This is a genomic window from Geobacillus sp. WSUCF-018B, from assembly GCF_002809985.1.
In the GTDB taxonomy this organism is placed as follows: Bacteria; Bacillota; Bacilli; order Bacillales; family Anoxybacillaceae; genus Geobacillus; species Geobacillus thermophilus.
The window spans coordinates 1-21,949 of record NZ_PIJF01000015.1; the positions used below are offsets into that span (position 1 = coordinate 1).

General features: G+C 53.0%; 21 protein-coding genes. 1 reads left to right on the forward strand and 20 read right to left on the reverse strand.

Going from position 1 to position 21,949, the window contains the following annotated elements; all coding sequences use genetic code 11:
- Nucleotides 1-343: 343 nt before the first annotated feature.
- From CV944_RS06425 to CV944_RS06520, 19 genes are all read right to left on the reverse strand, one after another.
- Nucleotides 344-2,809 (reverse strand): 6-hydroxymethylpterin diphosphokinase MptE-like protein, encoded by a 2,466-nt coding sequence (locus CV944_RS06425; protein ID WP_233204974.1) that lies wholly within the window; start codon nucleotides 2,807-2,809, stop codon nucleotides 344-346.
- A 23-nt stretch (nucleotides 2,810-2,832) separates the two neighbouring features.
- Complete coding sequence (locus CV944_RS06430) at nucleotides 2,833-3,840, reverse strand: UDP-N-acetylglucosamine 4,6-dehydratase family protein (RefSeq protein ID WP_100663977.1); 1,008 nt, start codon at nucleotides 3,838-3,840, stop codon at nucleotides 2,833-2,835.
- A 28-nt stretch (nucleotides 3,841-3,868) separates the two neighbouring features.
- Nucleotides 3,869-4,453 carry a hypothetical protein gene (locus tag CV944_RS06435; protein ID WP_100663978.1) on the reverse strand — a complete coding sequence of 195 codons (585 nt, stop codon included), beginning with the start codon at nucleotides 4,451-4,453 and terminating at the stop codon, nucleotides 3,869-3,871.
- A gap of 172 nt (nucleotides 4,454-4,625) precedes the next feature.
- Nucleotides 4,626-5,609: a flagellin N-terminal helical domain-containing protein gene (locus CV944_RS06440; RefSeq protein WP_100663979.1), complete on the reverse strand. Its 984-nt coding sequence runs from the start codon at nucleotides 5,607-5,609 to the stop codon at nucleotides 4,626-4,628.
- 186 nt (nucleotides 5,610-5,795) lie between these two features.
- Nucleotides 5,796-6,035, reverse strand: coding sequence for a carbon storage regulator CsrA (gene csrA, locus CV944_RS06450; protein ID WP_100663981.1), 240 nt, complete (start codon nucleotides 6,033-6,035; stop codon nucleotides 5,796-5,798).
- A 13-nt stretch (nucleotides 6,036-6,048) separates the two neighbouring features.
- The gene (gene fliW, locus CV944_RS06455; RefSeq protein WP_100663982.1) at nucleotides 6,049-6,483 is read right to left on the reverse strand and encodes a flagellar assembly protein FliW; all 435 of its coding nucleotides are present in this window, start codon (nucleotides 6,481-6,483) and stop codon (nucleotides 6,049-6,051) included.
- Nucleotides 6,484-6,503: 20 nt separating this feature from the next.
- Entirely contained in the window at nucleotides 6,504-7,058 is a 555-nt protein-coding gene (locus CV944_RS06460; RefSeq protein WP_100663983.1) for a DUF6470 family protein, read from the reverse strand.
- A gap of 34 nt (nucleotides 7,059-7,092) precedes the next feature.
- Nucleotides 7,093-7,986 carry a flagellar hook-associated protein FlgL gene (flgL, locus tag CV944_RS06465; protein WP_100663984.1) on the reverse strand — a complete coding sequence of 298 codons (894 nt, stop codon included), beginning with the start codon at nucleotides 7,984-7,986 and terminating at the stop codon, nucleotides 7,093-7,095.
- Between the two features lie 10 nt (nucleotides 7,987-7,996).
- Nucleotides 7,997-9,592: a flagellar hook-associated protein FlgK gene (gene flgK / locus CV944_RS06470; RefSeq protein ID WP_100663985.1), complete on the reverse strand. Its 1,596-nt coding sequence runs from the start codon at nucleotides 9,590-9,592 to the stop codon at nucleotides 7,997-7,999.
- A 12-nt stretch (nucleotides 9,593-9,604) separates the two neighbouring features.
- On the reverse strand, nucleotides 9,605-10,072 hold the full coding sequence (locus tag CV944_RS06475) for a flagellar protein FlgN (RefSeq protein ID WP_021321667.1): 468 nt from the start codon (nucleotides 10,070-10,072) through the stop codon (nucleotides 9,605-9,607).
- A gap of 15 nt (nucleotides 10,073-10,087) precedes the next feature.
- Entirely contained in the window at nucleotides 10,088-10,354 is a 267-nt protein-coding gene (gene flgM / locus CV944_RS06480) for a flagellar biosynthesis anti-sigma factor FlgM (protein WP_063210690.1), read from the reverse strand.
- Between the two features lie 71 nt (nucleotides 10,355-10,425).
- Nucleotides 10,426-10,836, reverse strand: a complete 411-nt coding sequence (locus CV944_RS06485) for a TIGR03826 family flagellar region protein (protein WP_100659346.1) — start codon at nucleotides 10,834-10,836, stop codon at nucleotides 10,426-10,428.
- Between the two features lie 206 nt (nucleotides 10,837-11,042).
- A complete protein-coding gene (locus tag CV944_RS06490; protein WP_100659347.1) occupies nucleotides 11,043-11,480 on the reverse strand; it encodes a YaaR family protein in 438 nt (145 codons plus the stop codon).
- Nucleotides 11,481-11,563: 83 nt separating this feature from the next.
- Nucleotides 11,564-13,957 carry a flagellin N-terminal helical domain-containing protein gene (locus tag CV944_RS06495; protein WP_100659348.1) on the reverse strand — a complete coding sequence of 798 codons (2,394 nt, stop codon included), beginning with the start codon at nucleotides 13,955-13,957 and terminating at the stop codon, nucleotides 11,564-11,566.
- Nucleotides 13,958-13,978: 21 nt separating this feature from the next.
- Nucleotides 13,979-14,401: a flagellar export chaperone FliS gene (gene fliS, locus CV944_RS06500; RefSeq protein WP_100659349.1), complete on the reverse strand. Its 423-nt coding sequence runs from the start codon at nucleotides 14,399-14,401 to the stop codon at nucleotides 13,979-13,981.
- A gap of 56 nt (nucleotides 14,402-14,457) precedes the next feature.
- The gene (locus tag CV944_RS06505) at nucleotides 14,458-14,754 is read right to left on the reverse strand and encodes an EscU/YscU/HrcU family type III secretion system export apparatus switch protein (RefSeq protein WP_100659350.1); all 297 of its coding nucleotides are present in this window, start codon (nucleotides 14,752-14,754) and stop codon (nucleotides 14,458-14,460) included.
- Nucleotides 14,751-18,065 carry a hypothetical protein gene (locus CV944_RS17580; protein WP_232722030.1) on the reverse strand — a complete coding sequence of 1,105 codons (3,315 nt, stop codon included), beginning with the start codon at nucleotides 18,063-18,065 and terminating at the stop codon, nucleotides 14,751-14,753. The genes CV944_RS06505 and CV944_RS17580 overlap by 4 nt, the downstream gene beginning before the upstream one ends.
- Nucleotides 18,066-18,137: 72 nt before the next feature.
- Nucleotides 18,138-18,830 carry a ComFC family protein gene (locus CV944_RS06515; protein WP_100659351.1) on the reverse strand — a complete coding sequence of 231 codons (693 nt, stop codon included), beginning with the start codon at nucleotides 18,828-18,830 and terminating at the stop codon, nucleotides 18,138-18,140.
- Nucleotides 18,827-20,218 carry an ATP-dependent helicase ComFA gene (locus CV944_RS06520; protein ID WP_100663986.1) on the reverse strand — a complete coding sequence of 464 codons (1,392 nt, stop codon included), beginning with the start codon at nucleotides 20,216-20,218 and terminating at the stop codon, nucleotides 18,827-18,829. The genes CV944_RS06515 and CV944_RS06520 overlap by 4 nt, the downstream gene beginning before the upstream one ends.
- Here CV944_RS06520 and CV944_RS17270 point away from each other — a divergent pair.
- Nucleotides 20,218-20,391: a hypothetical protein gene (locus tag CV944_RS17270; RefSeq protein WP_155266788.1), complete on the forward strand. Its 174-nt coding sequence runs from the start codon at nucleotides 20,218-20,220 to the stop codon at nucleotides 20,389-20,391. The genes CV944_RS06520 and CV944_RS17270 overlap by 1 nt on opposite strands.
- A 548-nt stretch (nucleotides 20,392-20,939) precedes the next feature.
- Here CV944_RS17270 and CV944_RS06530 read toward each other — a convergent pair.
- Nucleotides 20,940-21,785 carry a DegV family protein gene (locus tag CV944_RS06530; protein ID WP_100663987.1) on the reverse strand — a complete coding sequence of 282 codons (846 nt, stop codon included), beginning with the start codon at nucleotides 21,783-21,785 and terminating at the stop codon, nucleotides 20,940-20,942.
- Between the last annotated feature and the right edge of the window lie 164 nt (nucleotides 21,786-21,949).

The window sequence follows — 21,949 nt, forward strand, 5'->3', positions numbered from 1 at the left end:
ACATGCGATTCACCTCCTTGTCTATCAATATTCACATCATAGACAAGGAAAGAAGAAAATATTCAGCTCACTTTATGATGTGGCTGAATAGTTACATATTTTCTTGTATTATCATTTACATTATCTAACTTTGAAATAAATTCCCTTAAAATTCCGATACTAGCTGATCTAACAATAAGTATGTTTTTACAATCCTTTAATTCGGAGAAAGGTACATTATTGAAACTTGAATGTATAATTTTTTGCAATTGTCTACAAAGATGTTGTAACGCACTTTTCATCTCTACATTGCGATAACTACATTCCACAATTCATCACCCCTCAAAATTTACAAATTGCCTCTTCAATATAGAAAAGATCCATGGGCAATGGTTTGCCCTCCACCCAGGGATGAAAATCCCCCTTTTCTATAAATCTTTGGACCTTCTATTAATTTTGTTAACACAGTGAAGTCTCCAACATAAGCAATAGGCCTATTCATTCCAGCAACCTCCCCTTGTCCTTCTTCATTCACATGCAAGAACACACTTTCATCTGCTTGCAATTCAATAGCTTCAAAAAGCAGTTTTCCCGCATTCTGCAATTCAATTTCAACCTCATGTACACCATCATTTAAACCGCTTTTCTCAAACAATACTTCCCGAAAAGCTGGAGGAAATGGAGGTGAAAAGCGTTTATCTTTTGCTGAGAGCCTTTCTTTATACCCATCAATCACAATTTGAATCTCATCCGAACACTCCGCGTGCCTCGCCCCAATCACCCGAAGCGCCGTCCCTTTAAACGTAAACTTAATCGTGGCATTCGGTTCGTTCGTTTCGTAATATGCGCTGATCACCTCCGCTTCCCCGGACGATTGTTTTTCAATTCTGATCTCCTTTTTCCGCCATTGGCCGATGTATTGAAATTCACTAGATGTGCATTCGCGTCTCTTCCAGCCATCGTCCTTCTGTTTCAGGGCGGGGTGCAAGCATGTTTGCACCAACGGCGCCATGTCGTTGTAGACTTGTTGGCATAGATGCAAATAACTGCGGAACGCCCGAACCACCTTGCCCGCTTTCACCACGGGGTCTTGCTCTTTGCGGATGTTGTGCGCTTCCTTTTGCAACATTTCCGTATAGACACGAACGACAGGCCGGACGTATACGTCAAAAAAGTCGTTTTTGGTCAAGCGGCGGAACTGCTCATCGAAGCGGGCGAATAATTTGTGCAATTTGTCTTCTTTTTTTCGAATAGCGGCTTGCTCCAACTCATGAAACATGGCTTCAAGCTCATGATATCTCTTGATGAAATCGGTCATCGCACGCTTCATGTTCCCGATTTTGTCTTCCATCCCTTGCATCCGGTTGCTTTCTTGGCCGGCATGCCAGTTTTCATTCACGACTTTCTTCGTCAACCGGGTTTGAATGACGGCCTCCAGCGGAACGAATGGGGCACCAGCAATATCCGCACCGCCTTTTGTCGTGTTGATGACCTCGATCTGAGCATACTTCTGGATATAGTGCTCCATCAGCAGTCGCATTTGGTTGAGCGATTCATTCGTCGTGACAAGATGTCCATATACGTCCTTCACTTGCATGAGGCCGCGCCGCTCATGTTCGAGCACTTCAGCGGTCTGCTTTTCTCCCCGTTTGATTTCTTTCGCATAATAGTAATTGTCGCGGAAGGCGAAATTTTGCCCGACAAGAATGACCGGATTCGCCTCCAGCTTCGCCAAGATTTGCAATGTAATGATGGCGATCGAAAACGCATCATCAATGACTTCACTGCGGTCAAGGCTGTCCAAGTAGTACGGCGTGACCGTATCTTGGGATGTCACGGCGTAAAACTTCGGCCCTTTGTATTTTTGAATCGTTTCGTATCCGACGCTTGTCCCGTAAATCATCGGCACGTGGGCGTCAATGCCTTTGTCAATCATGTCCCAAAACACAGCGAAATTATGAGCCTGTGGATCATACGTGCAAACAGCGTCAGGAAGGATGCCGTTCGCCACTAACGCTCGATTCGCCGATCCGACGGCAAAGATATAGGCCAGCCCTTTTTCCTTTATATAGCGAAGGTTGTCATATTCCTCCTGCAGCGACGGCCCAGCGGCCACGAGCAAGACCGGCTTGGAACGAAAATGTTCTTTCCGGCTGAAAATGCTCGGCGATCGCAACGTTGTCGGCAAGTTCATCAAGCTGTTCAACGTCCAGCGCTTGGCAAAGGCAAATTCGGTCGCCAAATTGATGCGCTTCGACTGGAGAATATCTCGAAACTGTTGGACAAATTGTCGATATTGGTCGACGAAAATGCGCTCATAGCTTGGCAGCGCCACAAGCCCCACATTCGTCTCGAGCGCGTTGGCAAACTCGGCAAAAAACTGCCTGCGCGATTCCTCGTCCGTTTCGACATACAAATAGCGAAGCCGATGAAGCGGCCATTCGGTCACCCGTTTGTACGACAGAAAGCGGAAAAAGATCCATGGATTCGGTTCATAAATGGTGAACGACTTATCAGGAAACATGGATAACAGTTTTTCAACATGATACCCAAGCCCGATGCCGTAAAAAAATAAATGGTCGCATTGCTCCACTTGGTCTTTGAGCTGCTGGGCGAGGCGCTCGGCTTCCTGTTCGGGATTGTATTTGCTGTGCAAATACAGAGGGCGTCCATCCACATGAACTTGAATCGTCGGCGGCCCAGCATGGGACCGGACGATTTCATATTGCGACCAAATCGGAGCATGCTCAATTTGCTTCCATAGCTGCCAAATGGATGGGTAGCGGTTTTGCAAAAATTGTTCATTCTCTGTCAACAACATGATGCTCATTGCTCCATCACTCACCGTTTCTCCTATATTAAGCCTTCTGCCAAAATCCAACGGCGCAATGTTTCTTTATCAATCATCTCGCCTTGAAACGGGTTTTGGCACGGGCGGATGTTCCATTCCTTCGGATAGGCATGCGGCTTCCAGCCAAAGGGAGGCCCAATCACATACATATCTTCCGTCTCCCACGCCGTATGCGCTTCGTCTTCTGTCATCAGCTCTTCGTACATTTTTTCCCCTGGACGCAAGCCAATTTCTTTGATTTTAATCGTTTCGGTAATGTGGTATTTTTTTGAGACTTCCTCAATCATCACCTCAACTAAATCCTTTAGCGCCACCACCGGCATTTTCAGCACGAACACTTCTCCGCCCACGGCCAGTTCGTTCGCTTTTAGAATGAGAGAAATAGCCTGCGACGGCGTCATCATGTAGCGAAGCATGTCCATATGGGTGACGGTCACTTCCCGATCCTCTAAAATCTGCTTTTTAAACAACGGAATGACCGAACCGCGCGACCCCATGACATTGCCGAACCGCACCGCCGAGAAAATCGTTTGCTTCGGCCCTTTTTGATATTCGGTCGCCGCGATCAACCGTTCCGCTGCCAACTTTGTGGCGCCGTACGTGTTCGTTGGCGAAATGGCCTTATCCGTGCTAGTGAATAACACCTTTTTCACTCCGGCGCTCAAAGCGGCTTGAATGACATTTTGCGTGCCGATGATGTTCGTTTTCACCGCTTCAAACGGATTGTATTCACAAGCGGGCACATGCTTCATGGCGGCGAGATGAAAGACGTAGTCAATATCCTCCATCGCCCGCAGCACCCGCGCTTCGTCGCGGACATCTCCGATTAAATAGCGAAGCACTTTGGCATGTTGTTTGAATTGTTGCGCCAGTTCAAACTGTTTATGCTCATCGCGGCTGAAAATGCGAATGACGCTCGGGTCATGCTGCAAGAGCGCTTTGGTGAGATGCTGCCCGATCGTCCCCGTGCCGCCGATAATTAAGATTTTTTTTCCTGTGTAAATGCTCAATTCGGTTCACTGCCTTTGCTGTCTCTGTTTAGTTGACCACGTTTGTTTGGACATGCTCGGTCATTTTCTTCCATAGCGGCTTGATCTCATACTGGATCAAGTCGGCGATCAAAATCGCGTCGCCTGCTTCTACAGCTTGAAGCAATTGCCGCAATTGTTCCGCCAGCGTTTCCCGGATGCGAGCGAGCGCTTGGCGATCAAGCGAATGTTTCGGGTGTTCGGTGAGCCAATAAAGAGCTTGGTCGATCCATTGGATGCCTTCCAGCATTTGCTCGAATCGCATCCACGCATCTTCCGAAGGCGTTTGGTAAAACTCATCAATGATGCGCTCAATCTCTGGCAAGGCGCGCAGCAAATACGAATGCATCGTCTGGAGTACATCTTGTATGTATTCTTCGATCGTCACCGCTACCACGTCAATCGTGCGGATGAAATCGATTCGTTCCTCCACATAGGTTTCAAAATCGTCATATACTTCGACGCCATCGATGACGAGATGACTCAATTGCCGATCCGCCTCGTCAATCATGGAGAAGATTTTTTGGAACATCGCTTCAAGCTCTGATCGATCATTGCGATAGTCAAACGTCTGTCCGAAAATGTTGAGCTGCATGTCTCGCACTCTCCTAAACGAGATGGTTTCGTGATCATTCGACATCCTCTACTATTATTATCGGTTTCATTTTGTCGATGTGAAGCGAATCAAACAGAAAAATCATTCCAGCGCTTCCCCTAATTGAAAAGGCCCCTCTCGATTACACGAGAAGAGGCCTTTCGCTTTTCCTTTATCGCAGCAACTGAAGCACGCTCTGCGGCTGTTGGTTTGCTTGCGCCAACATCGATTGGGCCGCTTGGGTGAGAATGTTTTGTTTCGTAAATTCCATCATTTCCTTCGCCATATCGACGTCGCGGATGCGCGATTCCGCCGCCGTCAAGTTTTCCGCCGACGTATCCAAGTTGTTGATCGTATGCTCTAAGCGGTTTTGATAAGAACCGAGGCGGGCGCGCTCCGTCGAAACGGTGTTGATCGCGATGTCGATTTTCGAAATGGCGGCTGTTGCACCGCTGAAGGTCATAATGCTCAAGGCATACTCAGCAGTACCTGTCTTGCTGACATCAGTCAATTGATTGGTAGCACCGCTTGTAAATTTCGCATTTTTAATGCCATCTTGGAGCTCGGTTGATACGCTCGTACCGTTTGACGTGGTTGCTGCACCGGTACCGCTGGCAGACCCACCACCGGTTGTGCCAGCCAATCCAAGCGCTTGGGCGCGCATGTCGAAAATTTTAATTTCAAACGATTGATTTGTATTCGCCCCAATTTGCAGTTTAATCGGGCTCGCGCCGCTCACATTGCCGTTCAACAATTTTTGCGTGTTGAATTCCGTCGTATTACCGATCCGGTTGATTTCGGACGTCAGTTGGTTGAACTCTTTTTGCAGCTGCTCGCGGTCTGCTTGCGTATTCGTGCTGTTGGCCGCCTGCGTTGCCAGCTCACGCATCCGCTGCAGGATGGAGTGCACTTCATTCAGCGCACCTTCTGCCGTTTGAATGAGCGAGATACCGTCTTGAGCATTGCGGCTCGCTTGCTCCAGTCCGCGAATTTGGCCGCGCATTTTTTCCGAGATCGCAAGACCTGCTGCATCGTCGCCCGCGCGGTTGATGCGGAGGCCAGACGAAAGTTTTTCAATGGATTTCGAAGCGTTGGTCGTATTGGTCGTCAACTGCCGATACGTATTCAACGCCGCGATGTTGTGGTTGATTCTCATGTTCTCTTCCTCCTTGAAATGATGTTTTCCACGTCCTTGTGGAACGGCGGGGCTATGGCGAAAGTCGGCCGCCTTTCGCCATATGCCGCGCTCACTTTTTATATCGGCGCGTTTTTTGGAAGTTTAATAGGGAAATTTAATTTTTTGTCGTTGGAGCGAAAAAAGCGCCGTTTGGGCGCTTCGGCGTTATGGATGTTTCCATTGTTTCAGTTTGGCGGTCAGTGCGGCGAGTGACGCTTCGGGCGCTTCGGAGGCGGCGCTGTTTTCCGCTTGGATGGCGAGGTACACTTCTTTGCGGTGAATGTCGATGTGTTTGGGCGCGTTGATGCCAAGCTTTACCTGATCTCCACTAATGGCGAGAACGGTAATTTCAATGTCATCGCCGATTTGGATCGCTTCTTTGAGTTTGCGCGTTAAGACAAGCATCAGGCCGCCTCCTTTATGTCGCCACTTTATCTGGGAAGAGGCGATGTTTCGTTTGGTACGCGGTGTTCGTTAAGATCACTTGCTTGCCGAGCCGTTTGTGAACATGGATGACTACAGGCGCCTGCAAGTTGGCGGTCGTATGGTCGAACGGATCAGCGACAGTAAGGATGACATACACTGCAACGTCACGTTCGCTTTCGATCTCAAGCTGTTCGACCGTTGCTTCGTCGAGTTCAAACTCGTACGACGGGAAGTACGAAAACGGCTCGATCAGCACAAACCCGAGCGCGGCCGTGTCGACCGACTGCAAGATGACAAACGGCGTGTCGGCAAGCGGGAGAAGGACGAACCGCTTCTCGTTTGCGAATCCGGGCAGGCCGTGGGGGAAGCAGATGATGTCTTCTTCCTTCACCGCCACGGTTCCGTGGTATTTCGTGTCGATATTCATGAATCGTTCCTCCTGTTTTCTCAAATGACGACGTCAATGTGAAGCGACGGACGCTGGGCGAGATCGATCTTGACCGCCCCTTGCTGGCAGCGGATGATCGGCGCATGCGGTTTCACATCGATGCGGGGCGCGTAGGTGTTCCAGTCGATCGCCAGCCTTCCCGGTTCATAGTCGACCTTGACGCTAAACGGCGGCGGGACGAGGGCGATCTCCAACTCAAGCGGCGGGCCTTCGCTGTTGGCCTCCGCCTGCTCCATGAGAGGATCGCCGCCGTGTTCAATGCGCATCAGTTCATCGCCTTGAATGGCGGCGCGCTCGATGAAGTCGAGCACCGCTTGCCGTCCGTCAGCGGCCGCGTCTTCGATCAGCCGAAACACGTGCTTGTTGTTGACCGCCGCCCACGCCTCGGTCTGGTCGATCGTCAGACGGGCGGGAATGGCGGCGATGCGCATGTCAGCGGGCGGTTGCTCGATCGTCATCTCCGCGGGCGGCTGGGTGATGTCAAGCCGCGCCCGTTCGCTTGAGATCGCCAGTTTGGCGTACGTCGCTTCCATCTTAAGCTGCGGAATGCGCACAGCCATCGCTCCTTTCGGCGGGCGTTACGCTAGTTTAACGCAAAAAGTCAACCAGCGTCGGCTGAATGACGCGCGCGCCGACGGCCAACGCCGCGCGGTGGACGCTTTCTTGCGTTTTTAAGTCGGTGATGACTTTTTCAAGGTCAACGTCTTCGTTGTCCGACAACATTTTTTCCGCGATCACCTGCTGGCTGTCGATGCGGTCTTCCATCAGCTCGATCCGGTTCATGCGCGCGCCGAGTTCGGCGCGGACGCCGAGCAAATTCGTCAAGTGGCTGTCGAGTTTGTCTAAATAGCCCGTTACATCATCGCCGGTCGTACTCGGATTTTCGAGGGAAGCGGCCAAGTTTTGCAAGTCGGAAAACAATCCGCTGCCCGCCCCGAACGCTGTGCTCGGCGGAATGTTGACCGGAATGTAAATGCCTTTGGCGAGCTCAATGTTCAGCTGTTGGCTGTTCGTCGACACGGAAATCGTGCCGTCCGGGTTCACCGTCACAGGTGGCTCCGTCGTTTTCGCGCCGTTAAAGATGTATTTGTCGCCGACTTTCGTATTGGCGATCGTGACCAAATGTTCGGTCAACTGGCGCACTTCTTTGGCGATCGCTTGGCGCTGCGTTTCTTCGTATGTGTCGTTGCTCGCCTGCACGACGAGCTCGCGGATGCGCTGCAGCGCCTGCGTCGCCTTGTCAAGCGCCGAATCGGAGTTTTCGACCCAGTTGTACGCTTCCGAGAAATTGCGTTTGAACTGCTCGACTTCGGCTAAATTCGAACGGTAGGCGATTCCTTTCATCGCCACCACAGGATCGTCCGACGGGCGGGTGATTTTTTTCCCCGTCGAAAGCTGGGTTTGATATTGATCTAACTTTTCGTAGCTGCGGGTGATTTGTTTCAACATATTATTCGCCAACATGCTTTGCGTAATGCGCATCACCGTTCACCTACCTTCCGACGACGCCCATGCCGTTGATGAGTTTATCGAGCATTTCGTCAATTACCGTGATTTGCCTTGCCGCGGCGTTGTAGGCGTGCTGGAATTTGATCATGTTCATCATCTCTTCATCGAGCGACACGGAGCTCACCGACTGCCGTTTTTCCTCCACCGACTGGCGCAGAATTTCACTATTGCTTTTCATCCGGTTCGCCCGCTCACCGTCGACGCCAAGCTGTCCGATCCAGCCTTGATAGTTCGTTTCGACCGTGCCTGAGGCAAGCGGCAAATTCAGGGACGCCAAGTTGACGGAGATGCCGTCTTGCAGCGAAACGGTCGCATTGGACAGAAGCAGGCTGCGGACGTTGGCGAGGTTGATGGCGTTGTTGCCGTTCCCTGTTTCCCCGCTTTTCGTCGACGCCGCGATGTTCGCCAAATCGTCGATGTCGGCGGCGAGTTTGATCGTTTTCGCCGCACCGCTTACGGCACTGATCCCGTCAAAAAACGGGTGATTCGTGCTTCCATTTAGCCCGTAGCCTTGTTGATGAACGTCGTTGAACACCGTGCCGAACGTATAGGCGAGCTTGTCCAAGTTGGCGAGCATGTCAGGGTACAGCCCTTTGACGATCGGCTGGCCGCTGGCGTCGGTTCCGGTTTGATAGCCGTATCCTTCGATCAACCCGCGCAATTTGCCGTTCGGAAGAGAGGAAAAGGAAATGGTCGTCCCGCTGACATCAAGCGTATTGACGCCTGAAGCGGGGGGCATTTCCTTCACCCCGTCGCCGTCGACATCGCTGCCATCGGAAAACGACACGACAGACGCCGTTCGGCCTTGAACGAGATACACTTTCGCACTCCCGTTCATCACGTAAACATCGTACGTTCCTTCGGCCATGGGCAAAGCGTTTCCGCCGGTTGGATGCTTTTCCACGCCGATCTCCATATACTGCGACAGCTGGTCGATCAACCGGTCGCGCTCGTCGTACAAGTCGTTCGGCAAATAGCCGTTCGGTTCGATTTCGGCGATCCGTTCGTTTAAGGCTCGGATTTGGTTGAGAAGGGAGTTGATTTCCGTCACCGTCGTGCCGATTTGCGTGCCGATGTCCGTGCGGATTTGCGTCAGTGAATTCGATAAATAGTGGAACGTCTCGACAACCGCCAACCCGCGCTGGCGGACGACGGAGCGCGCCCCTTCGTTCTCCGGCTGGGTGCTCAAATCTTGCAGCGCCTGCCAAAACTGGTCCATCGTTTTCGCCAACCCGCTGTCGGACGGCTCGTTCATGATATCTTCCATCTTCGCCACCGCATCCGCGCGCGCTTCCCAATAGCCGAGCTTGCTGTTTTCGCCGCGGTATTGGATGTCCAGGAAATATTCGCGCACCCGTTCGACCGACGACGTTTCCACTCCTGTCCCCATCTGCCCCGGGATGTTCGGGCGGTTGAGTCCGGGCGTCGGGAACGGCGGCGTCGGCTGCAGTTGAACACGCTGCCGTGTATACCCTTCCGTATTGGCGTTGGCGATGTTATGGCTTGTCGTGTACAAGGCGGCTTGTTGGGCCATCATGCCGCGTCGGGCGGCTTCAAGGCCATGGAATGTCGAGAGCATCGTTCTTCCTCCTTACGCTTTCGATTCAAACAGCGGTCGCTCGGGCGAAGGGGCATATTGTTGCGTGCGGCTGTAGGTGGACAGCGTCGGGGCGAACGTCTCGATCATCGCGGTGACAAACTGGAGCGACTGTTCAATGAGCTGGCGATTGAGCTCATTCGCCTCCGCCACGGCCTTCACGGCCGTCTGAAGCCGCGCTTGGCATTCTCTTAGCTCCTCGCGCTCCTTGCCTGTCGCCAGGTGGACGCATTGAGAAATGGTCGCCGCCTCATCGCCGAGCGCCTCCTTCAGCCAGCGCCGCCGCCGTTCCTCGAGCTGGCGGATGGCCAAAATATGCTTCTGTTCATCGGCAAGCAAAGCCGACAGCGCCTCGATGTCGTTTTTCTTCAGCGCTTCCGTCTTTCTCCTCGACAGCGCCAACAAGCTTTCATAAAGCTCACTGTGCGCCCGCAATAGATGAATGAGTGGGGCAAATGTCATCACGATCCGCTTCCTTTATCGGTGATTTCGGTAATAGTCGATCATCCGTTTGGCGACCGCCCGCGGGTCGACTTGGTAGGCGCCGGTTTCAATTTGTTGGCGCAGCTCCTCCAGCTTCGCCTGCCGCGCCCGTTCCCAGCTTGCCGCTTCTTGCAGCTCTTTCGCCTCTTTGGAAATCTCCACTTGATCGCCCTTCGTCTTCCCTGCCGCTAGACGCTCCGTTTTGGCGAACTGACGTTGATATGGGTTGACGTTCATCGAACCGATATGGTGGATTTTCATCGCGTTCACCTCGCTTGAGAGACACAGTTCACATCGCGCTACTGTTTATATCGGAATGTTAGGGAAAATGTTTAGCGTTCTTGATCGTCCTGAATGTAATAAGTGGCGCGGCGGGAACGAGCTTCTTTTTCCTTTCCCCCCTCCGCCCGCCGCAAATCGGCTTGCAGTTGGCCGAGGCACTTGGCGCACAACCGCCCTTCACGGATCAGCGCGCCGCACGAGTCGCACGGATAGCCGAGATTCGGGAAATGGACAAGCTGCAGCCGCCCCGCGCGAATCCATTTGATGATCAGCTTCTCCTCCACGCCTGTCGCCTCAACGACTTGCGCCATCGTCGCCATGCGGTTTTCCCGTCTGCGCAAAAACGCGTAAACGCGTTCAAATTGCCGCTCTTCTTCTTGATAGCACGATTCGCACACGTCACGTGTCGATAATCTCACAAACAACCGCCCGCACTTTGAACAATTGACTAGTTCCGCCATCGTGCATCCCTCCCGGTCATGGCCTATGAAGCCGCCTTATAAAAGCGATTAGGTTGAATAACGGCGTCTTCTCGTGATCACCCGCTCGGGGCCGACATCATCCCCCTGTCAGCGCCGCATCTCTGCATGCGGCGCCGTTAGCCATCTTCTACAGCCGCAAGCAGGTCGACCACAGGTCTATGTTGATGCCCACATAAACGGAGCGGTTATGTGTAAATATTGATGATCAGCCCTTGAATCTCGCCGACAAGCCGCAAAATCTCGAGTCCACGCTGTTCTTTTTGCAACACTTCATTCGTCAGTTCAACGAGCTTTTGATCGACTTCCTTCACGAGCTTATAAATGCGCGCGCGCCCGCCGCGGCTGAAGCCGCGTTGTTCCTCGAGCTGGAGGCCGTTTTTCACCGCGTCGTCCAAAAACGACTTGACGAGCTGCTTGTATTTGCGCAAATCTTCCACCGTCCGCGACTCGGCAAGCTTCTTCCCTTGCTCCTCGATTTGCCGGACTTGTTCGTTGATTCGCTCCCATACAACATCGCGGCGCGTTTTCGCCATGACTTCGGTGAACGACACCGATTCCATCGGGACGTCATCCTTGCGGCCCACGTTCGCCAGCCCTGTACGCGTCACTTTTTGCACTTCCATCGCCATCACCTCTCGCTACCCCCATTATCGCACAACCATAGCAAAAGGGCGAGGCGTTTATGCCCCGCCCGATGCGGATTCAATCAGCTTTTCAGCAACTGCAAAATCCCTTGCGGCAGCTGGTTCGATTGCGCGAGCATCGCCTGCGCCGCCTGCGTCAAGATGTTGTTTTTCGTAAACTCCGCCATCTCCATCGCCATATCCGTATCGCGGATGCGGGATTCGGAGGAGGTTAAGTTTTCCTCTGCTGTCTTTAGGTTGTTGATCGTATGTTCAAGACGGTTTTGAATAGCCCCTAAACTCGACCGTTGTTCCGATACCCGGGCGATGGCATAGTCATAGACTTTTACCGCCGCTGTCGCCTTTTCATGCGTTGTCACGTCAAGAGCGTATTCTGTCGCGTCGCCATTATTGACACCAGCAGCATTCGTATAGTAGGCAGTGACCGTTTCTCCTAAATGATTGGTGAATGAAACAGCGCTGCTGGCACTGTTGCCGGAAAGTTTTAACGCGAGCGCACGCATATCGTCAATACCAACACTGAGCATTTGTCCTTCATTCGCGCCGATTTGAATTTTCAGCGACTGGTCATTCGTTCCGCCTGTGATCGTAAAGGAAGCTTCGCCATTTGTCAGCGCGCCAATGTTCATCGTGAGATCGCCGTTATGGAAGCGCAATGTCGTATTCGGGGCAATGTTGTTTAATGTTTCCACATCGACACCGTTCGTGCTCAACGTTGCTTTCGTTGTGACCGTCGCCCCTACCGTAAACATCCGTGTTCCTGCTGACAATGTGTCAGTCGTAAACGAAACGCCTGTGCCGCTGCCAAACGAATACACGCCGTTATTGTCAACGACGAGCATCGGTACGCCGGACAGTGCGTTTCCCACGTCATCAACCAGCGTGGCTGTATACGATGACGTCGTGCCAACGTCAATCTGCACGGTCGTATCCCCTGTCGTATAATCAGTGATATTGTCGGCTGTATCAACGAAAATGCCGCCATTTAAGGTCAGATTGTCACCTGCATTAAACGTCGTGAACGTCGCTCCATCGGTCGAGTATGAAAGCATACTCTGTATGCCGAACGTTGCTGTTCGATTGATGTTCGTGCTGGCATATCCGTTATGATTGATTGTGTAGCTAATCCCATCCGAACCGTTAATGGTCACATTGCCAGCCGTCCCATCTGTCGGAGTGATGACAGCCGTTCCGATTTGCGTGCCATTTTTCTTTAAAGACAGCGCAATATCAATATCAAATTCATTGTATTTTCCGTTTTCACTTGCTGCCGCTAGTGTTCTGTTAATACCGGAAATCGTCGTAAAGGAAACACCAAGTTTGTTGCCAGATAAATCATAAAACTCGTAGTTTTGTTGGTTATTATCTAAGATGACCGCTTGGGATAAATCATTCCCGTTTTTATCTTGTAACGTTACGGTAAACTGGCCAGACGATGGTGACGTTTCTGCATAGACGAGACGGAAATCTTCACCATTTAGTGAAAATTTGCTAGAGTCAATATTGACATTCGTAATATATAGACCATTGGCCATCCCGTTTTGCACACCAGAAGCTTGGGACTTTGTTTCTATCACAAACGTATTATTTGGATCTAGATCTGCAGAGGCCGAAACTTGCACTCCTGTCAGACCCGTGCCACCTGATTGGAAGTTGTTCACAGCATTCGTGCGACGGATCACGAGATTCACTGTTCCATCGCTTAACGGGGAGTTCGGCGCGATCGATACCGTATCAATGGCCGGCGACGACCCCGGATTGTTTGTAATAACTTTCACATCTTGCTGTTCGATTTTCACCCCGTATGTATTACCGATCGTCAAGTTTGATGTTGCATCCAGTGTGATTTGTTGCACGCCCCCGGCAATCGGTCCTGTGCTTTGAAGGGATTTCGTCGCAACGTCCTCAATTTTCACTTTATAGTTCCCGGCTACGATCGTGCTTTCTGGGTCTAGCTGCAGACTTGTGCCATCGATGGCTGTGCTGCCTGCTGAGAAGCTGCCCGCGGCAATTTGCACACTTCTCGCTTGGCTGGAAACGGACTCATTGAGCAATTTTTTCGTATTGTATTCGGTGGAGTTGGCAATCCGGTTAATTTCAGATGTCAACTGATTGATTTCCTTTTGAATCGCTTCTCGGTCTTCGGCCGTGTTCGTATCATTCGCCGCCTGCACAGCCAGCTCGCGCATCCGCTGCAAGATGCTGTGAACTTCGTTTAACGCCCCTTCCGCCGTTTGGATCATCGAAATCGCATCGAGCGCGTTCCGTTCTGCCATTTGCAGGCCACGAATTTGCGAGCGCATTTTTTCCGAAATGGCAAGCCCCGCCGCGTCATCAGCGGCGCGGTTGATGCGCAAGCCGGAGGAGAGGCGCTCCAAGTTTTTCGAAATGCTCGATTGGTTGGCCGCCAAATTGCGGTAGGCGTTGAGCGCTTGAATGTTATGGTTGATTCGCATGGACATTCGCTCCTTTGTTTTTTATTTCTCATAGGTAATGAATTGTTCGTAGGCCGCTGCTTTTTGTTTGTGCGCTGGCTGCACTGGCGAAACGCCGCTTTTTAGCGCTTCGTTCCACGCCGTGGCGATCGTGGTTGTCAGCTGCAGCACTTCTTGGACGGCTGCAGCGTCTTTTTTCATATTGGCCTCAATAAGACGCTCCGCCATATAGTTATAGAGTGCATCCAATTGATGGGCGATAATGCCGACATCATAGCGCAATCCAACGCCGAGGCGGCGAAGGATGTCGTTTCCTTTTTGCAGCTGTTTGTTCGCTTTCCAATGGTCTTTTTGTTTCATGGCCGCGATGGCCTCTTCCAAACATTCCATCAATCCCTCATATAACAACCCCGTCAACTGTTGCGAGTTTTTTTGGTAAATCCATTCCTCGGTTAAAAAGTCCAACGCCGTGCACCCCCATTTGCCCTCTGTTTTTTATATCGGCGATGAGTCGACAATGTTTAAGCATTTTTTTCAATTTCTTCAATCAAAATCAAAATTTCGGCAATCACCGCGTACAACTGCGGCGGGATGCGGTCGCCCAGATCCAGTTGCAGCAAGTTTTGCACGAGCAATGGGTCTTCTTGAATCGGGATGTGATGCTGTTTCGCCAGTTCAATGATTTTCTGCGCCACATGCCCGCTCCCTTGGGCAACGACGGTCGGCGACCGACCCGATGATTCATCATAGCGGATGACGGCCGCCGTCGGGCCGTTCATGTGTCTCTGCTTTTTTTGGTTGAAATAGTTCGCTATCATATCGTGAAATTGTACCCTCTTTCCGTAAACGATCCATACGGGCGAATGGATGGCGCCCGTTTTTCTTCTTCCTCCCGCTTCGTTTCATTCGTCAGCTTGTCGACGTTGATCGCTTTGACGTGATAGCCGATCTCCTCCAATCGCTTTTTCGCCATCTCGATGAACGGCGCGGCTTTTTGGGCAAAATCATCGCGGTCGTTGCGAAGGGTAATCGATAAGTTTCGCTCATTCGCCTGAAGCAAAATGCCGAGGTCTCCCAATTTTTTTGTCTCCAGCAAGAAATAGAGCTGACAGTTTTCCCAATCGATTCGCTCGCCATCTTGGCGGGCGTTGACATAGACGTTGACGTTGCGCACCTCATGTTGCCATAACAGCGGCAGTGTGAAGAAAAAGCTTTGCCACCCCATCATGCCATCCCACTTGTTTAACAGCTGCTGGCCGGTCAAGTTCGTCAACGCTTGTTCCGCTTGCCGCGCAACCGATTCATTTCCGCTTTGCGCCAGCCGCAAAAGCACTTCCTTTATATTTGGCAGTGCCGACTCCTCTTCATTTCCTTTCAATACAAGCCGCTCGGCGGCCTCATACTCGTGCATCAAGCCGAGACGGCGAATCGTGTCAAACACGTGCCTTGCTGATGGACCATCCACTGGCGGTTGCATCACCTGGTTCACTTGCTCAAGAAACGCTTTGGATGAATCGGCTGTTGTTTCACCTTGCATCCTCACAAAATGTTTCACCTTCGCCTCGGACGGTTTGAACACGATATTCGCTAACATGTTCTTCACTTCGTTCACGATGTTCCGTGCCCCAGCCGCGTCACCTTGGCGAAGCCGTTTTTTTGCCTCAGCGAGCGCGGAGCTGGCTTTCATCAACTGTTTTTCCATCACCATATCGGTAAACAGCATGATGTCGCTTTTTAAAATGGCGTTGTCCAATTGTTTGATCGCCATTTCCAACATCGATGTAGCTTGCAAGCGGGCGGCGGGGCTTTTGTTTTCCGCCACCTGCGCCACCGTCTCTAACTGGCGCATCACATCGCGCTTCACCGTTTTAAAATCAAGTGCAGCCTGCGCCATTTTTTTCGTGACCGTTTGCACGAAAAATTGTTTGGATTCAAGCGACAAAGCCGCTTGCCATGCCCCATCAAATAGGCTGTCAACATCCAGCGAGCGATCAGTTGGCACAGACGGGAGTGACGCTTCGATCTCATTTAACGTTTTCAACACCGTCTGCCTTGCAGCGAGCTCCCGCCCTTTTTCCATCAGCGTTCGCGCACTGGCAGACGAGTCGGCCCATGCCTGTTCCCAGTGAGGGTGGGTGCGGAGCGCTTCCGCGATATCCGCTCCAACGGCGTCCAACGCTTTTTCCAAGTGGGGCTCTTGCTGCAACGATTTGATTGCTCGGCGCATGGCCTCACGCAGCTGTTCGATCGGTTGAGTGTCGTTCGCCGCATCAGCTGTCACTTCGTTTTGGCTGCCCGCCGAAGAGATAGCCTGCCGCGCCCCGTTTCCAATCGCGTCATCACCTGACTGCTCGACCACTGGAGCGGTGGAACGCTGTGAAATTCCTCCCTGTCCTGCTCCCTCTGCCATCTCCGATAAAACCGATATATGGTCCACCGCTGGCATCTTGAATGGAGCTGTCGTCTTATTAACAGGAGACGGCGGTTGGACAACTGACGATCGTGTATTAGCCGTTATCGACTCGATTTGATCGAGTTGACGGACAAGATGAGTTCTCGCTGCCGCATGTTGGCCAGCTTGTTGCAGCCACATTGTTTCTTTTAACACCGCTTCTATTTTTTGTCGGACATCCCCTGGCAACTCGCTGTGTTCAGCGAGCAGCTTTTGAACTCGGGACAGCGTATTCGACAAATTTAGCGCACGAACGGCTTCCGTTCGAATGGCTCGAATTTGCTTCGGTAGCTCTGGAGACGGTTGAGAGGCGTCACTCACGGATTGAACGGTCGCTTCCAAAGCACGGGCCGCTTGTTCCGCCTTCACCAACACCTCACTCAACCGCGCTCGGGCTTCCCCTTCCCGCCCTTGCCGCTGCAGCTGAACAACCTCACGCAACGCACGATCCACTTGTTCTGCCACATCCCGGTCTACATTGGGCGCATCAACGACTTGTTGACGGACGTATTCCACTGCTTTCGACAAGTTCGGCTCTCGGACAACTTGTTCACGTACTTGTTGGAGACGGGTGGATGTTTCGATTGATGGCATCTTTTCTGTTTGAACTGTCTGTTCTAACCGCGTCGATACCTCATTCAACCGCGCCCGGGCTTCGCTTTCCCGCCCTTGACGCTGCAGTTGAGCAACCTCGCGCAACGCACGATCCACTTGTTCCACCACATCCCGGTCTACATTGGGCGCATCAACGACCTGTTGACGGACGTATTCCACTGCCTTCGACAAGCTCGGCTCTCGGACAACTTGTTCACGTACTTGTTGGAGGAGGGTGGATGTTTCGGTAGTTGATGCCGTTTCCATCTGAACCGTGCGTTCTAGATGATCCCATGTCGGTACGAGGGGACGGTGCCCCAATGCTTTACGTCCGCTGATTTCTGAGGACTTCGTTCCTTCTGTTGATCCCGCTTTGGCGGACTGGTCGGCTGCCAATGAAGGAGGCGCGCTGGACAATTCTCCCGTTTTTCCCGTCCGCCACGCTTGGCGCTCGAACTGATCGGCCGCAACGGCCAAATGGTGCGGCGTTTCTTTCATCGCGCTTTGTTCTTCTCGCTGAGCCAGTGTAAAGGCTGGATCGAGTTTGTTGGCAATCTCCGCGAATTGCTCCCCTAACGGCTTCCCATGCAGCGCCTCATGGACAGCTGCAAGATGAACGTCTGTCAGTTCTAAATGCTTATTGATGACCGCGCGAACGGTATCAAGTTTTTGCTCTACGGTGCCTGGGGCTTCGGTGAAAAACGTTCGCAAGGTGGAAACAATCTCTTTTGTGAGCGATTGACCATGTTTTTGCAGCCAGTCCCCAACCTGTCTCAGCTCAGACGATAACGGTTCCGAAGCAGAAAAATAAACCGGTTGTTTGTCCGTCTCTTGAGGAGGGCGGGGAACGATTCGCGCCACCGGGACGCCGTCTTGTTCCCCAACGATCTTGATGGCCACACGCCCTTCCTGCGGCCATTCCCCTTCCGTTCGCACCTGCACTTCGATCCCTTTGATCACGACAACGGCAGCGCCGCCTTGGCTTTCCTTGATGACCGCATCGTATGTTTCTCCTTTTTGCACTATCAGCGTTTGATTTGGCGACGTTATCGATTGTCTAGTCAAAACGTTGCGAATTTCCATCCCCGTTCACCTTCCGCTCCATTCGGTTGCTACTGTTTATATCGGCATCCTGCAGACAAATGTTTAGCCTGCTCACGCCCGCACCAACGTCAACGCCCCCACCTCTGCCGCCCCCGCTTCAAGCAAAACAAGGGCCGCGTGGCGGACGGTGATGCCCGTCGTGTAAATGTCATCGATGAGAACGATTCGTTTTCCGTCAATCGGCGGATGTCCGGAGAGAAAAAACGGGTTGTCGGTCTTCAGCCGCTCGCGGCGCGATTTTTTCGATTGTTTTTCGGAATGCTTGCGAGAAAGCCAAGGGAAACATGGAAACGGAAGCAGGCGGGCGAGCGCTTCCGCTTGGTTGAAGCCGCGCTCATCGAGGCGCTCGCGGCTCAGCGGGATCGGAACGATGCACCAATCGCGGCCGAAATGGCGGAAAAACGCGTGGACAAACGGACGGCGGAACGCCTCGACAACGATATAGTCGCCGCGGAATTTCCATAAGGCGACGACGTCTTTCATCCAGTCGTTGTATAGATAGACGGATCGGTTTTTCACGAGCACCCTCCCCCATTGTTCATCATCCTGCCACCGAAGGCAGTCGGCGCACAGCGATGGCTTGGCTTCCTCGAGCGGGCGGCCGCACATCTCGCAAAGGCGGCCGTCAATGAGTTTGAACGACCCGCGGCAGCGTGGGCAAAGGACGTCTGGGTCTTCAAGAAGAATCAGTTGGCGCCAGCTCGCGATCGGGTTGTACGGAGAATGGCAAAGGAGGCAGTTCATCGATGCAGCAACCCCCTTTTCTTTGCTGTCTCATTCATGCGGACAATGTGGCGGCGCGCCCGCACCATCTCGTTCGTTTTCCCGTGATGGAAAAAGCGGACGTCGCCATCCGGAAACGCCGCGTGGCGGCCGACGCGGCCGGCGATTTGCACGAGAGCGCTTTCCGTAAAGATGCGGTCTTCGGCGCCAAGGACGGCGACATCGATGTTCGGTACCGTCACGCCGCGCTCAAGAATCGTCGTCGTCACAAGCAGCGGAACGCGCCCGTCGCGAAACGCCTGCACATGTTCGGCGCGATCCGGGGCTTCGGCGTGAACGCCGACGATGCGGGCATCGACTCGTTGCAACAGGCGGACGACCGCCTCAAGCTCATCGATATGAGGAACGAACAAAAACGCCTGCTTTCTCTGTTCCAAACGATGGCGAACCCACGCAAGGACGTTTTCGGGCAAGCGGCCGCGCTCGAGCCGCTTGCGCCAATTGCCGCACCATTCGAACACGGGGACGGGGAGCGGATGGCCGTGATAGCGGGCGGGGATGACGACGGCGTTCCGTTTGCCACGCGCAATGTCACGCTGCCAAGCGCGGGAGGGAGTGGCGGTGAGATAGATGAGGCTTGATCGTTCTTTCCGCGCTTGACTGACGGCGTATTCAAGCATCGGTTCAACCGAATACGGGAAGGCGTCGACTTCATCGATGATCATGACATCAAACGCGCGGTACGCGCGCAACAGTTGGTGGGTAGTGGAAAGAACGAGCGGGGCGATTCGCCCGCGCTCCTCGCTTCCTCCGTACCAAACCGCGAGCGAAACGCGCGGGAACGCTTGGCGGAAGCGCGGAGCCAGTTCGCGGACAACGTCCACTCTAGGCGTGGCGAGGCCAACGCGCCAACCTTCCTCCAAGGCGGCAGCGATGGCGGGAAACAACATCTCGGTTTTCCCTGCCCCGCATACGGCCCAAACGAGCAGCTCGCTTCGGTCCAGCACCGCTTGGCGGACTGCCTGGGCAGCCTCCGCCTGAGCGGCGGACAGTTCCCCGTCCCAAGCGAGCGGCGCTTCGTGCGGCTCGGACGGAAGCGGCATCGTCACGTGCACAAGGCGGGTGCAGGAGCTGATGCGCCCCATCACGAGACACTTGCGGCAATACGCGCAATCTGCCCCGCAGCGGGCGCACGGAAACGCGGCAAAAAGATGAGGATCGTTATTTCCGCAACGGACGCAGCGCCAGGCGCGCGCTGTTTTGATGAGCCCGGGCTGTTCGTGAAGCAAACCGGTCTGGATGGCGGCAGCGACTTCTCCATCGGGAAACGGCAGCTGCTCCCGCGGGAGACGCTGACCGTTCAGCCAGGAAACGAGCGGCGAAGCAACAGAAGATGGGAGAATGTACAATGAGCATCACTCCTTTTGAAATTCAAGAAAAGCATGTTCCCGAGCTGGGAGCCAAAAAGAGCGGGTGGCGCAGTGATGCGGTAAAAACGCGCTCCCCCAGGTTGAAAGGCTTTGAGCGCATCAATGAGCCAGTGTTATGGAGAAAGAGCAGAGCTGACGATGTTTTTCCCTAAAAGGCGGGTGGAAAACCGCTGTTCCCCTTGATCGATGAGTTGAATGTGTGAAAAGAAGGAACGACGCTACAAGGTTTTTCTAGTTGAGAAACGAAGCGAGAAAGCGGTTGTGCTAGCAAATCACCGCCCTTCTAACAAAATGATGAAAAGATGGGGAGGAAGCAAAAAACGGCAGCCTTCGATCGGCAAAGAAAGTGGAGGCAAAAAGGGCTTCCCAATGGAGTCAAGATGTGGTTTGACCCTCTTTTTCACGACATATCGACCTTCGAAAGAAAAGGATAAAGCGAAATCCGACAACATCAAAGATCCACAGAGAGTCATCGAGTCGATCGACAACGTGTTTCGACAACATTCCCGGGGAAATAGCGACAAATTTTTCAGGAAAGGAAAACGGTTCGACAAGTTCGGCCAGCCCCACATCTCCGGTCCGTTTCATAAGGAGGTGAGAAAACGAATGTAAAACAAATTCGCCGCCGCACAAGGCGGAGCACACCGTTCCGCCTTGTGCTCGGCTGCAGCGCCTCGAGGCGGCGCTTTGCGGCCTCGACTTATGGCTGATACCACGTCAGCCCGAGCGCCCCTTCGCCGACGTGCGTGGCGATGACGGGGCCGAAATAGCTGATAAGAAACTCAACGTGCGGATAGCGGGCGGCCAGCTCATCGCGCCAACGGCTCGCTTCATCGGGCTGGTTGGCATGGATGATAGCGGCTTTGAGCGGAACGCCTTTGTCCGCATCTTCGTCAAACAGCTCCTCGATGCGTTGCACCGCCTTTTTGCGCGTGCGGATTTTTTCAAACGGCACGATCACTTTGTTTTCAAAGCGAAGGAGCGGCTTGATTTGCAACAGGCCGCCGATGAACGCCTGCGCGCCAGTGAGCCGTCCGCCGCGCTGCAGGTGGGACAAGTCGTCGACCATAAAATAGGCGCGCAACGTCCGCTTCATCTCATCAAGACGGGCGAGAATCTCCTCCGGCGTTTTCCCCGCCTTCGCCATCTCGGCGGCTTCGATGGCGTAAAACCCTTGCGCCATGCAGCTGATTTCCGAATCATAGGCGTAAACGCGCAACCCTTCGACCATCGTCCCCGCCGTCACCGCTCCTTGGTAGGTGCCGCTGATGCCGCTTGAAAGGTGGATGCTGATGACAGCGTCGTACCCTTCCTCACGAATGGCAGTGAACAAGTCGACAAATTCGCCGACTGAGGGCTGCGATGTCGTCGGCAGCTTAGGATTCTGCTTGATTTTGACAAAAAATTCATCCGCCGTCATATCGATCTCTTCGCGATATGTTTCGTCCCCAAAAATGACGCTGAGCGGAATCATCCGGATGCCGAGCCGCTCGCGCACGTCTTTCGGCAAATAAGCCGTGCTATCGGTGACAATCGCAATTTTCACAGGCGCCATTCCTTCCTGATTCAGCCTTTTCTGCCATTATACCAAAAAGACTCGTTGTCCACCACCGCTCGATGCATGAGGAGGCAAAGAACGCAGGCAGGCCGTGAAGCGGAACATCGTTGATCCTCATGCAACGCTTTGCCCAAGCCGCTCCTTCGCCGCCA